Source organism: Streptosporangium sp. H16, from assembly GCF_051918855.1.
In the GTDB taxonomy this organism is placed as follows: domain Bacteria; phylum Actinomycetota; class Actinomycetes; order Streptosporangiales; family Streptosporangiaceae; genus Streptosporangium.
In genome coordinates, this window is sequence record NZ_JBPXMD010000052.1 from 24,742 (window position 1) to 37,671 (window position 12,930).

Sequence of the window (12,930 nt, forward strand, 5' to 3'; positions counted from 1 at the left end):
CGATACATCTGGTCACACATGCACCCGCACCAAACGGTACAAATGGGGGAATCATGAAAATAACGGGCTTCGCGCGCCTGGGAGCGACCGCGTTGCTGATTCTCACGGCTGCGCAGTGGCCGGCGGCCCACGCGTCGGCGGAGACCGCCGGCGCCCTGGTCACCAGGGTGAACTGCCGCTCCCTGGCCGGCTCGGGCTCCTACTCCGATCCGCTGCGGCTGGGCACCGTCCGCGGCACCGTCGTGGCGGTGGGCTGCCCGCCGCTGACGTCGGGCGCCGGGTACAACCACCGTTACTTCATCTTCTCCACCGTTCGCACCGCCGGCCGGAACTCGGCGGCGGGCGCCCGCTTCCAGCTGTCGGGCAACCTCTCCGCCGTCCACCCGCGCCTGGCGTCGGGCCCCGTGACGGTCCTCCGCTCGCTGCAGCACGGCTTCTGGACCGGCAGCGCCTCCAACCTCACCGGCCGCTACCTGCCCCTCGGCGGGCTGAACCCCGGCACCTACCGGCTGGGCGTGGAGAAACTGCGCAGCCCGCTGTCGTCCCTGTCGACTCCGTGGTTCGATGCCGTTATCGTCATCAACTGACCACGGACCGGCACGGTGACCGCGCCTGCCAGCCCCTGAGCCGGAGGTCTCGCATGCCCCCCGAAGCCGAAGGGAACGCGCCCGATCCCGGCCACGCCGAGCGCTCGGGCGGCGTCCCCGCGGGTGACCGGAACGGCCGCCCCCAGCACGGCGCCGTCCGGTCGTTGCGGGCAAGGATCACGACCCTCCGCAGGGCCGGTGCGGCGGAGCCGAGGAAGCCGCTCCGCAAGCGGCGCTTCCGCTTCCCGAGGCGGGGCGGCGGGGAGCGGGGCGGGGCCCGGCCGTACGAGCGGATCATCGCGATCGCGATCGGCCTGTCCACGATCACCGGGGCGGCCGCCTCGTACGCGGCGGTGCGGCTGAACTCGCAGGCCATCGACACCGACCGGCAGGCCGTGGTGGAGACCATCCAGGTGCGGACGGCGGGCGTGGTGGCGCACATGAGCAGCCGGTCGAGGGGCGGCCAGGTCGTGCACTACCGGGCCCTCCACGCCCAGGCCGACGCGATCGAGGCCGTCGACCCCGACGAGGCCAGGGCCCTTCGCGAGGTCGCCGACGGCTTCCTCGTCGACCAGTACATCGACCGCCGCCATCTGCCGGGCGTGGGTGCCTCCGCCCGGTGGGACTACGAGATGAGCGAGGCCGCCGTGATCCGCAACTACGAGATCTTCACGGTTCCGGGCGACCAGCCCGCCCGGACCGCGCGACGCGCCGACGCCCTGCACGACCGGGTCGGCCATCTCACCCTCACCGTCGGCGGCACCCTCGCGATCGTGCTCCTGCTGACCGTCGCCCGCCTCGTCGCGCCGCCGCGGCGCGAACGGCTCCTGCGAGCCTCCCTCGGCGGGTACGGGTTGCTCACCGTCCTGGCCCTGTGGCTCTCCCTGGCCCCGGTATGACGGAGGGACCCGGTGCGACGGAGGAGTTCGACACCCCGTTCAAGCGCGGGCTCGCGCTCACGATGACCGCGGTGGGCCTGCTCGCGGGAGTGCTCACCTACCTCGGGGGGCAGGCGGGCGCCCAGGAGGACAGGAACGCCCGTGAGGCGCAACGCGCCTCCGTCACCGCGCTGGCCGCCCAGGCGGGGGCGACGGCGGACTCCATGGAGAGCACCGCCAACCTCGGCGCCGCCACCACCGTCAAGCGCCGTCACGACCTCGAGTCCCTCCGGGCCACGCTGCTCGGCGAGCGGGAGCACGAGGCCGTCGCCGACCGGCTCCGGCAGGCGTACGGCAAGCTGGACGACTCCTCCCCGCTGCTGGGCGCCGACGCGGTCGCCGCCCAGCGCTACCTCGGTGATCTCAACAGGGAGGCGACCGTGGCGGGCCTGGAGCAGGAGGCGACCCAGGAGACCGCGAGCTCGTGGGGCGACAGGAGCAACACCTACTCGGCGGGGACCGCCCTCCTCGCGATCGCGCTGACCCTGTTCGGCCTGTCCCTGACCGTCGGCGAGGCCAACCGGAACCACCTGGTGTGGCCCGCCGCCGCGATAGTGGCCGTCACCGTCGCGGGCACCATCGTCCTCCTCGTCGTACCGCCCGTCACGACGCCCCGCGCGGCCATCGCGGCCGTGGCCGAGGGCGACCGTCTCGCCGGGCTGCGCGAGTACGAGAGCGCGATCGCCCACTACACCCGGGCGATCGCGCTGCGCGACGACTACGCGGTCGCCTACGAGCATCGCGCGAGCGCCCGCGTGATGGCGGCCAGCCCCGAGCGCGCCACGTCGGCGTACGTGTTCAGCACGGCCTCACGCAGCGCGTACGAGGCCGCGGTGGCGGACATGGCCAAGGCGGTCGAGTACGGCGGCGACGAGAAGTACACCGCCCTGGTCAACCTGGGGGGCTTCGAGATCCACCTGGCCGACTACGAGGCGGCCGAGGAGCACAGCCGGGCCGCCATCGAGCTCAACCCCGGCCCGCCGATACCCCGGATGAACCTGCTGCTGGCCCTGCTCGGCCAGAAGAAGACCGCCGAGGCCAGGCGTGCGGCCACCGAGCTGCTCCGGGTGATCAGGAGCCGCCCCGACCCCACCGAACGCAACGAGCTCTACGCCGCCACCCGTACCACCCTCGACCTGGTGTCCGCCCAGCGCGACCACGCCCGGGCCCTCGCCCAGGAGATCAAGGGCGAGCTGGTGCGCGTTCAGGGCGAGGAGCTCGCCCCGAACGCGCGGCCCGCGCCGTCGGCCCGGATCCCGGCGATCAGGGTGGCCGCGCAGGGTGCCGTCATCCAGGCGACGCTCTCCTACGAGGGCATGTTCAAGGGCGCCAGGATGGCCTCGATCGTCTACTACCGGGCACAGCCGGGCGACGAGTGGCTGCAGCGCTCCGACCTGGTCAGCATCCAGCCCTGGCAGCCCGAACAGTCCTCGGGCACCACGTCCTGGACGGTCGTCGACGCCGCCTGCCCCGCGGCCGGCGAGTACCGTGTCGAGTTCTACGCCGAGGGCCGCCTGCTGGCCGGCGCGGGCGCCACCCGGTCGACCGGCACCGGCGTCGGCCTGACCGGGTACGCCGACTGGGCCGGCGGCATCGCCCTGTGCCGCCCCGACGGCTGGGCCTTCTCCCACGACCGGGCCGGCACCGCCGACCTGACCTCCCCCAACAAGCTCCACCACCTGGCGATCAGGGTCCTGCGCATCGCCCCGCCCGCCTCGGCCGCGTCCCGCGCCCGAATCCTGAGCACGGTCCGCGAACAACTGGAGCGCACCCTCCCCGCCCGCCCGCTGAGCACCCGGCCCCCGGCCGACGCGAACTTCGGCGGTTTTCCCGGCACCGCCTGGTGGATGACGCTCCCCGACGCCGAGGTGGCCTACCTCTGGGCGGCCCTCGACGACACCGGCAGGCTGCGCACCTTCGTCGCCCGCTTCCCCGAGAACGACCCGGAGGTGCTGAACAACGTCATCGGCTACCTCCGCTTCGTCTGATCCCGCACCCGGGGAACACCTCTCCCGGGTGCGGGACCCCGCGGGGCCGGAACGACCCCGCGATCACCAGGCCGCTCCCAGCGCCTGCCGCGGCGAGCCCCGCAGGCATGGGTCCGCGGGACCGTGGTGGACCAGGGTGGTGATCCTCCAGTCGTCCCACCTGCTCAGCGGGAAGACGTCGCCCATGAACAGCACGTGCCGCCCGGTGACGTCGTAGCGGATCAGGCTCCACCGGGCGGCGACCCTGTCGCCACGGCTCGCGGCGACCAGCCCGCTGATCTTGCCTCCGCCCGTGACGGGGTACTCGTCGATGCGGTAGTGGCTCACCCGGCCCATGGGCGGCTGCCCCAAGGCTGATCCAGCGGGAAAACGCGCATACATGCCGAATGCCCCACCCTGAGCTGGGGCCACTGACCGCGCGGGCCCCGCCAATCGGCGGCGCCTCAGGTCACAGCCGCCCACCGGCCGCGTAGTAGCGCCGGACCGTGTCCTCCGAGGTGCGCCAAGAGACCCACGTCTCGACCACGCCGGGTGCCAGGGACTTCCGCCCGGCGAGACGATCCACTTCGAGTTCGTCGACGTTGGCCGCTGCCGTACTGCTGTGCAGGTTGCCATCGCGCAGATGGTGCCGCCCGCATCCGCTCGGCGGCCGCCCGCATCCGCTCGGCGGCCGCCAGCGTGGCCGGTGGTTACGGTTCCCGTTCACCAAAGAGGTCAGTTGCGGTGGGCACGACGTCGAACGGCAGGTCCCGACCGTCTCGATACTGCTGCCCTGACCGCAGCCGGTGTGAGGACCCACAAGACGAACAGTCAACAGGCGTGCACCCGATCCCCAGCCAAGGGGTGAGGGCGAGAAGATCACGGTTGGGGTGTTCGTACAGGTGTTCCGGTTGGTCGATCCGCCGGACTTGGATCTCGTGATGGGGTTGCATGGCGAGGGATGGGAGGGCTTACGCTTTTCCGTCAACGCTTGCCGGGGTCCGTACGCCTCACCCGGGGCGGCCTTCGCGGTCGCCCCGATGGCGCCGGACAGCGGCGGGGCGATCGTCTGTTTCGCTTCTCGCGATTGCGGGAAGGGTGAACGGACCATGAAGGCCTCAGGGTAAATCGGGATCATCGGCCGCGTATCGCCGGGAATCTTGCTATACCGGACGGTCGGGCGTCGGAAACCGCTTTACCCTGAGGCCCTGTTTCAGGAATGCATCGGGACTATCGGAAGAAGGCCCAGGCCGCGGTTGCCGCCGCGATCAAGATGCAGGTGCGGGCGGTCCGGGCATTGTTGTCGACAATGTCCCGGATCGTCCGCGCCACCTCCCCCATCCAGGAACGATCCACCCCGGACTCGGGCTCTCCAAGTTCGGGCGCCCTGTCCGCTTCCCGCGGCGGTTGCGAGTCGGTCATCTGTTTTCCTTTCGTTGCCGAATTCGGACTTTTGTCTCTAATACGGCGAAAGGCTCGCGCAGAACTCTCCTGGTCGTGCACACGTGGAGGATTCTGCAGCGAGCCATACGCACTCCCCCGGCAACGGCTGGCGAACCAAGGGGGCGCATGCTGAATACGCCCAACCCAGGCCCGGCCTGCCCCACCGGAGTCTGTCGGAGCAACTCAACAGCCCCGACCTCACCATTCGCAACCGATTCCACACACTCCAGCGACCATCACCCTTAGTGACCAAACAAACGCACAATGGTAGATTTCGTCGATCCACACCCTCGGCGCCCCTTACACCTGCACTGACCAGCGATAATGCTCACATACCGTTCACCCCGGAACGTTCGATCTTGCTCGGCGGATGGGAATCGCAGCGTTAACCAGAACGAAAATCCGGTTATCCCGATCGAATGATCTTCACTCAAAGATCAACAAAAACCAGAAGATCTCCGACGATGCGCCACACACACCCAAAACAAACAGTGAGCCCCCAAAACAACCACCCGATGCTGCTTAATGTGAAAAATATTCCTTTTCATCGGCGCCATAATGGGATGACAACGGTGGCCGCGATCGGTGAACGACGACCAATGGCGATGCGGCCACCTTCCTGTCAGGGACACCGTCCGCGACGACACCCTGCTCATACGACAGATGCGTGACGGCATCGAGATGGTCGACGACGACGCAGCACCGGCTCGCCCGCGCCGACCCGCTCGACGAGCTCGGCCGGCCGCGCTCCGGCCTCTCGGATCCCGATCTCCTCAGCCGTGCCCGACAGTTCGGGCTCCTCGCCGATGTCCGCCCTGTGCACGCCCGGCGTCGTGTCGGCCCCACCGCGAACCACGTGACCGAAGCGGAAGACACCATGCCTCACCTGCGGGGACATTGCCGTTCGGAGCAGATGACATCTCTCCCAACGCCATCCCTGCTTCATGAGAGAAGGACGCCGTGACGTCGCGAGTCGCGGTGGCCAGTGAATGCACCAGCACCTCGTGCGAAGAGCCACCGTCGCCGATGATCAAGGATGTCCGGGCTGTCACCGAGGTCGGCGCGATCGCGGCCACCGCTGTCTCGGCAGCGGCTTTGGCCGCACCGTACGGCGTGATCGGATCGGGGACGCACGTCTCGTCATAGCGAATCGCGGCACCGGAGAAGACCGCGTCGCTGGACACATGGACCAGGCGCCCACCGGCCGCAGAGGCGGCGAGGGCCACGTTCACGGCTCCGATCGCGGTGGTCGCCCAATCCGTCTGCCGGAATGCCGCGTTGATGACCACCTCTGGCCGAAAGGCGCCGACCAGCGCGTCGACGTCCTCCCGGCGGCGCACGTCGAGCGGCGACCATTCGACATTCGCGGCATCTCCTGATCGGGTCAGGTAGGTCGCGGTCACCTCATGCCCGGCCGCCGAGCACTGCCGGGCGAGTTCGCCACCGAGAAAACCACTGCCGCCGACGATGAGGAATCTCACGACCGGTCACCGTAGCCGGTCGATCGCCCTGAAGCGGCCGCCGCGTTCACGCCCCGAGACATGGCGCTCGTACTCATCGGCACTTCGAAACGGGTCGATCGTCAACCGGCGCCCGGATCCCGACGCGGCAGGAAGATTCGCCGCCCGCCGGTCCCGCGTGTGGACCGGCCACGAGGCCGACCCGCGATTGCTGCCGCTGCTCCCCGGCTTCTCCGGCGCCCGCGTCATCGCCGTCAACGACAGAGGCGAGATGGTCGGCATCGCCAGCGACTCCGGCGGCGGTCCCTTCACCGTCGTGGTGTGGCGTCCCAAGGGCTGACCCTGTCCGGGGCGACCCGCGTACGGGTGCCGCCAAGAGAACCGTCGATAAAACGGCACCCCGGCACGGCTCGTCCGAGGTGCGGCGCCACGACGGGCGCCGCACCTCTGAGCCCACCCGTGGAGCGCGCCGGCAGTGGGGCGGGCTTCGCCCACCCGAGCTGCGCCTCAAGACAGGCGAACCTCACCCTCAACGGGTCACGCCGTCCCAGCACGCGGCGGCCATCACCTCGTCGAGCAGGCGCAACGACGCCTGACGCTCCTCGATCTCGGCGACCAGCCGCACCCGCACCGTCTCCAGTTCCCCGGTCAGCTCGCCGGACAGCACGACCCCCGCGGCGTCGCGGCACGCCGCGGGCAGCACTTCTGCGACCTTGGCGCTGGACAGGCCCGCCGCGTACAGCAGCTGGATGCAGCCGACCACGTCCACGGCGGCCTGGGTGTACACGCGGTAGCCGTTGGCGGCCCGCGCGGGCACCAGCAGGCCCTGCTCCTCGTAATAGCGCAGCGCCCGTACGCTCACGCCGGTGCGCCGCGCCAGCTCACCGATCCGCATACCCGGCAGCCTAGGCGCTTGACCTTCACGCCTACGTGAGGCTTTACGTTTCCCCCGAGACCCGCGTCACGGGTCGATCCGTCCAGCCGAACGTGGGGGAGACATGTCATCGGCAACCGTTCTCGTCATCGGGGCCACCGGGGCGATCGGCTCCGCACTCGTCGACAGGCTCATTCCCGATCACCGGGAAGGGCGCCTGCGCCTGGCCGTGGCCACCCGTCGTCCGGATGCCGCGGCCTGGTCGCGGGAGCGCGGGGTCGAGGTGCGCCGTCTCGATCTGGACGAGGCCGAGACCACCGGGCTGCAGGCGGTACGGCCGGCGTTCGCGGATGTCGATCGGGTGTTCCTGCTCACCGGCTACGACGTGAGGATGCTGGCGCGATCCAAGGCGGCCGTGGACGCGGCCAAGGCCGAGGGCGTCTCCCATGTGGTCCATGTCGGGGTGTCCGCCGCCGAGGACACCACCATCGTCCATTTCGCGTGGCACCAGCTCGTCGAGGCGTACATCGAACGTTCGGGGCTCGGCCACACGCACCTGCGGCCCGCTTCCTTCATGCAGAACCTGCGGTTGAGCGTCGGGGCGCCGGGCGTGCTCACGCACTTCGTCGGCGAGGCGCGGCCGAACTGGGTGGACGTCGCCGACATCGCCGAGGTCGCGGCCACCGTGCTGCGCGATCCGGGACCGCACGCCGGGCGCGCCTACGACCTGGCCGCCGAGGCGGCGTCGCTGAGCGAGATCACCGAACTGCTGGGCAAGGTGACCGGACGGCCCTGGCGGTACGAGCCGGCGGAACCGCGGGTGTTCTACGAGAACATGGTCGCGGCAGGCGCCGACCCCGTTTACATGGCGTGCGTCCGCAACGTCTTCGAGCGCACGCGAAACGGCTCGCTGATCGAGCCGGACGGCGTCTTCGGCACGATCGAGGCGGTGGCGGGCCGCCCGGCGACGTCCTTGCGGGAATTCCTGGAGAGCAACCGCGCCCTGTTCTCCGGTTGATCCCGTGGTGTCACCGTACGCGGACCCGGCGGTGTCACCGTACGCGGACCCGAAGTCCCGGACCGGACCGGCGGCGCCACCCGCGCCGCAGGAGGCCAGGTGGACGGGGAAGGCCGGCCCGATGCCGCCGCGTGATGGGGAACCTCACCGGGAAGGGGCCACGGGCTCGTCCTCGTCGTCGATCAGCAGGAAGTCGGGCCGGTTCTCGCGCCACTCGGGCACGTCCATCGAGTTGAGCACGGAGATCAGCTTCTTCTCCTCGTAGATGAAGTGCGTCTGCATGATCGCCGACAGCGCCGCCACCTCCTCGCGTACCTTGGAGGCCGTGGCCGGGTCGGGTTTCTCCGGGAGGGACTCGAGCAGTTTCCGCAGGTTCCCCAGCAGCCAGTCCAGCTGGTTGTGGTCCGTGCGCAGTTCGGAGAGGACCTCGCGCAGCTCGGGGAACTCCTCGGCGATCGCCGGGAACGCGCCCCTGTCCTCGCCGGTGTGGTGGCGCGTCAACGCCGTGCAGAAGGAAAGACAGTGGGCACGCAGGTCCCGTGGCGGAAGCCCCCTGCCGTCGAAGTAGTCGTCGACGCTGTCCTGGAGGTCCTCCAGCATCTCGCGAAGCCAGATGTGCACTTCGAGCAACTGCGTGCCCATGGCGGTGAGGCGGCTGCCAGCCTCGGAACGTGGGTTCATGCTCTTCCTCCGGATGGGTACTCGGCCCAGTGTCCCCGAAGTCCCGCGGGAGCGCGCGGCGGGCTCCGGTGTGGCCGTGACGGCGTCCGGGAGTGCCGCGTGAGCATCGGGCGGTCTCACCGCCGGCGGGGTGACGGCACCGGTCGCCGGCGCCTTCGCCTTCGTCCCTGGCGACGCCCCGGGCACCTCGGCCGCCCTCTCACCGGCCCGGCGGCCGAGCCGAGACGGCACGGACGCCGAGGCACCGGTCCGGACACCGTGGCCGGAGCGGGCGAAGCCGCCACGGGCCTCCCCCGCCGGTGACATGACCCGGCCGGGGTACGGCGCCGCGGCGGGCGCCGTACCCCGGCCGAGGGTACGGATCAGGAGTTGGTGATGGTGATGTCGTCGATGTAGGCGGTGAAGGCGCCGGCCGCGCCGGCGCGGTCGTAGCCGACGAGGATCTTGTCGATGGTCTTGCCGTTCAGCGCGGAGCCGAAGTCGCTCTGGATCCGCGTCCACGAGCCGATCGTGCCCTTGGCCGCGCCCGGGTGCATGTCGGTGCCGGTGGTCGTGGCGGCGGCGCTGTCGCGGAGCGTGGTGCCGTCCGTCATCACGAAGTCCACCGCGACGTTGCGGCCGCCCGCGTCCTTCGGCAGGAAGGAGTACTGCAGCTTGGTCGCGGCGGTCACCGGGATGTTCACGTCGAACACCTGGAAGTAGGCGTGCGAGGCCGCGGTGGAGGCGGCGTTGCCCCGGATGCGCAGGGCGGACGCGCCGATCTGGTTGTCCTCACCGGTCGCGACCGCGAGCGACTGGCCGGTGACGTTGGTGGTACCGCCGCCGCCCGGGGTGTTCGTCCACGTCGGCTGGGCGTCGGTGCCCTGCTCCACGCTGGTGCGGAAGAAGACCGGGCCGGCACTGAGCGGGATGGGCACCGTGGTCACCAGCGGGTCGAGACCGGTGATCATGCGGGTGGCCCTGCCCGCCAGGCGCAGGTAGAAGTCCGACGACACGTACTTGCCGTCGGCGCTGGTGGTCAGGAAGTACTGGTCGGTCGGCACCTGCGAGGAGTCCTCGGCGCCCGGCGCGAGAGCCGTGCCCTCGTCGTACTCGTCGAACATCGCGATGAACGCCTGCGGCACCCCCGCCCGGCGCACGCCGGCGGCCTGCTCCCACATGAAGTCGCCGGACCGGCGCGGGATCATGTTGCGCGCGCCGCCGTTCCAGTTGGACCAGGCGAAGCCCGGGTAGATGACCGGCTGGTAGGCCTGGCCGGTCGCGTTCAGCGCGTCACGGTCGCCGGCGAGCAGCCCGCTCGTGTCGCCGACGTACCCCACCATCCACGGCGAGATCATGTCGAACGCCCGGTACACCGGGCCGAACCCGGGCTTGCCGTCCGCGCCCGAACGCCACTCACGCGGCACGCCGCCGATGACGTACAGGCCGCGGTCCTTGAACCAGCGCACGATGCGCTCGGCCTGGGCGGCCGTGCCGGGACGGTCCGAGAAGCCGAAGCCCCAGATCTCGACCACGGGCTTGCCGTTCTCCCTGGCGTACGCCGGAGAGTCGGTGAGGCGGAGCTGGCCGGTGACCACGTCGGTCCAGTCCCTGGTGAGGACCTGCTCCACGTTGGCGTCGGTCAGGCCGCTGACGTCGTACTCGACGTAGAAACCGCGGCCGTGCCTCTCGGCGGCGTCCCTGGCCCTGGAGGTGATCGTGTTGCGGACCTGGGCGTTGGCCGAGCCGGGCTCGACGACGTCGGCGCCGAAGCGCTGGATCGCGGCGCCGTCGATGCCGTACTGGCTCATCCACTGGAAGTGCTGGTCGATCACGGCCGTCGGATAGGAGGAGAAGAGCGTCGCGGGCTGGCCGTTGCCGAGTGCCGCGTACCCGGTCTGGTATTTGGCCGAGGCGGGGTACTTGCTCATGTCCGGGTAGAGCTCGAAGGTCTGGTTGCCCGGTGAGGGCTGTGTCCCGCGGGACCAGTGCCGCCAGTGGTTGAGCGGCGAGCCGTCGCCCTGGGCGTTGAACCACCCCTGGTAGCCGGCGTAGACCTTGTTCTTCACGGTGGGCGGGGCGGCGGCCTGCGCGCCGAGGGCCGGGGTCGCGGCCGACCAGCTCAGGGCGGCCGCGAGGAGGGAGACGGCCAGCGTCGCTCTCAGGAGGGCTTTGTGGCGGTTATTCACGAATTAGCCTTCGATGGGGGGTGACGGAGGTTACGGATATGTAAATCCATTGGATTGACTATGTCAATCCACGCGTCATCCCGGTCACCGTCGCTGTAAAGTCCCCTCGCCCCCGGCGGGGGCGGTCACACGGCGTCCGGGTGCGCCGTTCGCGTCCGTGAGCCCAGGCTGGGCGTGAACACCTCGTGGAACACGCTCGACGCGGCCCCCACCGCCGCCGCGGCCCGGTTGAGGTGCGACTGGGCGACCTCCACCTCGCGCAGGTGCCTGGCCATCGGGAACCCGTTGACGGCGGCGGCGATCTGCCCGTGGTAGATGTCGGCCACGGCGGGCAGGACGGCGGGCCCGCCGATGATGAGCAGCTCGACGTCCAGCAGGTCGATGAGCCCGGCGGCGCCCAGGCCGATCACGCGGGCCACCTCCTCGATCACCGTGACCGCCCGCCGGTCGCCGCGCGCCGCGGCCGCGCAGACCCACTCGTAGGCGGCGTCACCCGGCGGGACCGCCATGCCCGCGGCGCCGGCGCGGTCCACCACCGCCGACGTCGGGGCGCACTCGGGGACGAGGTCGGGACCGCCCTCCGGGGTGAGCCGGCCGGTCGCGATCGCGCACAGCTGACCGACCTCGCCCGCGTTGCCCGTACGTCCCCGGTAGACGTCGCCGTTGAGGAAGGCGCCGCTCCCGACACCGGCGCCCAGGTAGAGGTAGACGAAGTCGTCGGCGCGGTCGGCCGCGCCCAGCCAGCGCTCGCCGATCGCCGCCGCCGTGGAGTCCTTCTCGACGATGACGGTGACGTCCAGCCGGGTGGCCAGCTCGGCCTTGAGCGCCACGTGCTTCCAGTCCCGGAACAGCGGCGGGTCGAGCAGCAGGCCGGCGCGGGGGTCGAGCGGGCCCGGCACGGCGACCCCCACGCCCAGCAGGGCCTCGGAGGCGGGGTGGGCGGCCTCGGCGGACTCCAGTGCCAGGCGGGTCATCTGCGCCAGGCACCACTGCGGGTCGGCCTGTTCCGGCAGGGGCAGGTGCCGCTGGTCGAGCAGGTCGCCGCACAGGTCGACGGCCACCACAGTGATCATCTTCGGGTCGAGGTGGACGCCGATGGCCGAACCGGCGTCAGGACGCAGCCGCAGCGGCACCCGCGGCTTGCCGGCGCCCGCCGACTGGCGGGCGTCCTCGGTCAGCAGGCCCGAGGTGAGCAGGTTACGGGTGATCCGCGACACCGCCTGCGGCGTGAGACCGGTGCGCTCGGCGATCTCCACCCTGCTTGTGGACACGGCCTGCCGGATGCTCTCGATCACCAGCTTCTCGTTGTAGGAGCCGAGGGCGAGCTGGTTGAAGGCGCGAAGCGCCGGACGCGTCCCGGCCTGCGATCGGAGCCTGCCTCCCCCGCCCTCGCGCCGGCCCGGCATCGGCTCGGCCTGGAGCGGGCGCCCGGCGCGCGATCGGCGCTCGGGACCGCCTCCGGGGGACTGCCGCACACCGGGACCGCCCACGCCGGGAGCGGGCGTCCCGCCCGGCACGCCACGGGTGGGGCGCCACCCCGCGTCGCGGGCGTGGGGCGGAAACGACGGCGCGCCCCACGGTGAGGTCGACGGGCTCTCCGAATCCGCCGCCGTCCGCGCCGGCTCGCGCTCTCCGTCCACTTCACGCATGCACTCATCCAACACCCTGCCCGCGTCAACGAAAAGCGCCGCCGCCTCCGCGGACCGCCCCGTCCGCGGCGGACGCGCCCGGTCGTGACGGTCGCCGTGCCGGCGCGCTCCGGCCCGGCTGTGTCTAAGGTGATCTCGTGCCTGC

12 protein-coding genes are annotated in these 12,930 nt (G+C 71.0%); 5 read left to right on the plus strand and 7 right to left on the minus strand.

The window, feature by feature from the left end; translation table 11 throughout:
* Nucleotides 1-53: 53 nt before the first annotated feature.
* Genes ACTOQ2_RS40815 through ACTOQ2_RS40825 form a run of 3 tightly spaced genes read left to right on the plus strand, consistent with a single transcriptional unit; the run spans nt 54 to nt 3,513 of the window.
* A complete protein-coding gene (locus ACTOQ2_RS40815; RefSeq protein WP_440106919.1) occupies nt 54-587 on the plus strand; it encodes a hypothetical protein in 534 nt (177 codons plus the stop codon).
* A 53-nt stretch (nt 588-640) separates the two neighbouring features.
* Nucleotides 641-1,486 carry a hypothetical protein gene (locus ACTOQ2_RS40820; protein WP_440106921.1) on the plus strand — a complete coding sequence of 282 codons (846 nt, stop codon included), beginning with the start codon at nt 641-643 and terminating at the stop codon, nt 1,484-1,486.
* Nucleotides 1,483-3,513: a hypothetical protein gene (locus ACTOQ2_RS40825; RefSeq protein WP_440106923.1), complete on the plus strand. Its 2,031-nt coding sequence runs from the start codon at nt 1,483-1,485 to the stop codon at nt 3,511-3,513. The genes ACTOQ2_RS40820 and ACTOQ2_RS40825 overlap by 4 nt, the downstream gene beginning before the upstream one ends.
* Nucleotides 3,514-3,576: 63 nt before the next feature.
* Here ACTOQ2_RS40825 and ACTOQ2_RS40830 read toward each other — a convergent pair whose 3' ends face one another.
* The 3 genes from ACTOQ2_RS40830 to ACTOQ2_RS40840 form a co-directional block, all read right to left on the minus strand.
* Complete coding sequence (locus tag ACTOQ2_RS40830; RefSeq protein ID WP_440106925.1) at nt 3,577-3,864, minus strand: hypothetical protein; 288 nt, start codon at nt 3,862-3,864, stop codon at nt 3,577-3,579.
* Between the two features lie 97 nt (nt 3,865-3,961).
* The gene (locus ACTOQ2_RS40835) at nt 3,962-4,219 is read right to left on the minus strand and encodes a hypothetical protein (RefSeq protein WP_440106927.1); all 258 of its coding nucleotides are present in this window, start codon (nt 4,217-4,219) and stop codon (nt 3,962-3,964) included.
* Between the two features lie 1,489 nt (nt 4,220-5,708).
* Nucleotides 5,709-6,416: a sugar nucleotide-binding protein gene (locus ACTOQ2_RS40840; protein ID WP_440106929.1), complete on the minus strand. Its 708-nt coding sequence runs from the start codon at nt 6,414-6,416 to the stop codon at nt 5,709-5,711.
* A 157-nt stretch (nt 6,417-6,573) separates the two neighbouring features.
* Between ACTOQ2_RS40840 and ACTOQ2_RS40845 the strand changes: the two genes are divergently transcribed.
* A complete protein-coding gene (locus ACTOQ2_RS40845) occupies nt 6,574-6,735 on the plus strand; it encodes a hypothetical protein (protein ID WP_440106931.1) in 162 nt (53 codons plus the stop codon).
* Nucleotides 6,736-6,924: 189 nt separating this feature from the next.
* Here ACTOQ2_RS40845 and ACTOQ2_RS40850 read toward each other — a convergent pair whose 3' ends face one another.
* Nucleotides 6,925-7,290 (minus strand): MerR family transcriptional regulator, encoded by a 366-nt coding sequence (locus ACTOQ2_RS40850; protein ID WP_440106933.1) that lies wholly within the window; start codon nt 7,288-7,290, stop codon nt 6,925-6,927.
* A gap of 103 nt (nt 7,291-7,393) precedes the next feature.
* On the opposite strand from ACTOQ2_RS40850, the gene ACTOQ2_RS40855 reads away from it, so the two are divergent.
* On the plus strand, nt 7,394-8,287 hold the full coding sequence (locus tag ACTOQ2_RS40855) for an NmrA family NAD(P)-binding protein (protein WP_440106935.1): 894 nt from the start codon (nt 7,394-7,396) through the stop codon (nt 8,285-8,287).
* A 144-nt stretch (nt 8,288-8,431) separates the two neighbouring features.
* Here ACTOQ2_RS40855 and ACTOQ2_RS40860 read toward each other — a convergent pair whose 3' ends face one another.
* The 3 genes from ACTOQ2_RS40860 to ACTOQ2_RS40870 form a co-directional block, all read right to left on the minus strand.
* Complete coding sequence (locus ACTOQ2_RS40860) at nt 8,432-8,968, minus strand: hemerythrin domain-containing protein (RefSeq protein ID WP_440106937.1); 537 nt, start codon at nt 8,966-8,968, stop codon at nt 8,432-8,434.
* A 362-nt stretch (nt 8,969-9,330) separates the two neighbouring features.
* Nucleotides 9,331-11,136, minus strand: a complete 1,806-nt coding sequence (locus ACTOQ2_RS40865) for a glycoside hydrolase family 71/99-like protein (RefSeq protein ID WP_440106939.1) — start codon at nt 11,134-11,136, stop codon at nt 9,331-9,333.
* A gap of 125 nt (nt 11,137-11,261) precedes the next feature.
* Entirely contained in the window at nt 11,262-12,785 is a 1,524-nt protein-coding gene (locus ACTOQ2_RS40870; RefSeq protein ID WP_440106941.1) for an ROK family protein, read from the minus strand.
* Nucleotides 12,786-12,930: the final 145 nt, after the last annotated feature.

What these genes read in the sequence shown, in the direction of transcription:
- ACTOQ2_RS40850 (WP_440106933.1), bottom strand. Translation starts at nt 7,290, where the DNA reads ATGCGGATCGGTGAGCTGGCGCGGCGCACCGGCGTGAGCGTACGGGCG.
- ACTOQ2_RS40855 (WP_440106935.1), top strand. Translation starts at nt 7,394, where the DNA reads ATGTCATCGGCAACCGTTCTCGTCATCGGGGCCACCGGGGCGATCGGC.
- ACTOQ2_RS40820 (WP_440106921.1), top strand. Translation starts at nt 641, where the DNA reads ATGCCCCCCGAAGCCGAAGGGAACGCGCCCGATCCCGGCCACGCCGAG.
- ACTOQ2_RS40815 (WP_440106919.1), top strand. Translation starts at nt 54, where the DNA reads ATGAAAATAACGGGCTTCGCGCGCCTGGGAGCGACCGCGTTGCTGATT.
- ACTOQ2_RS40860 (WP_440106937.1), bottom strand. Translation starts at nt 8,968, where the DNA reads ATGAACCCACGTTCCGAGGCTGGCAGCCGCCTCACCGCCATGGGCACG.
- ACTOQ2_RS40870 (WP_440106941.1), bottom strand. Translation starts at nt 12,785, where the DNA reads ATGCGTGAAGTGGACGGAGAGCGCGAGCCGGCGCGGACGGCGGCGGAT.
- ACTOQ2_RS40825 (WP_440106923.1), top strand. Translation starts at nt 1,483, where the DNA reads ATGACGGAGGGACCCGGTGCGACGGAGGAGTTCGACACCCCGTTCAAG.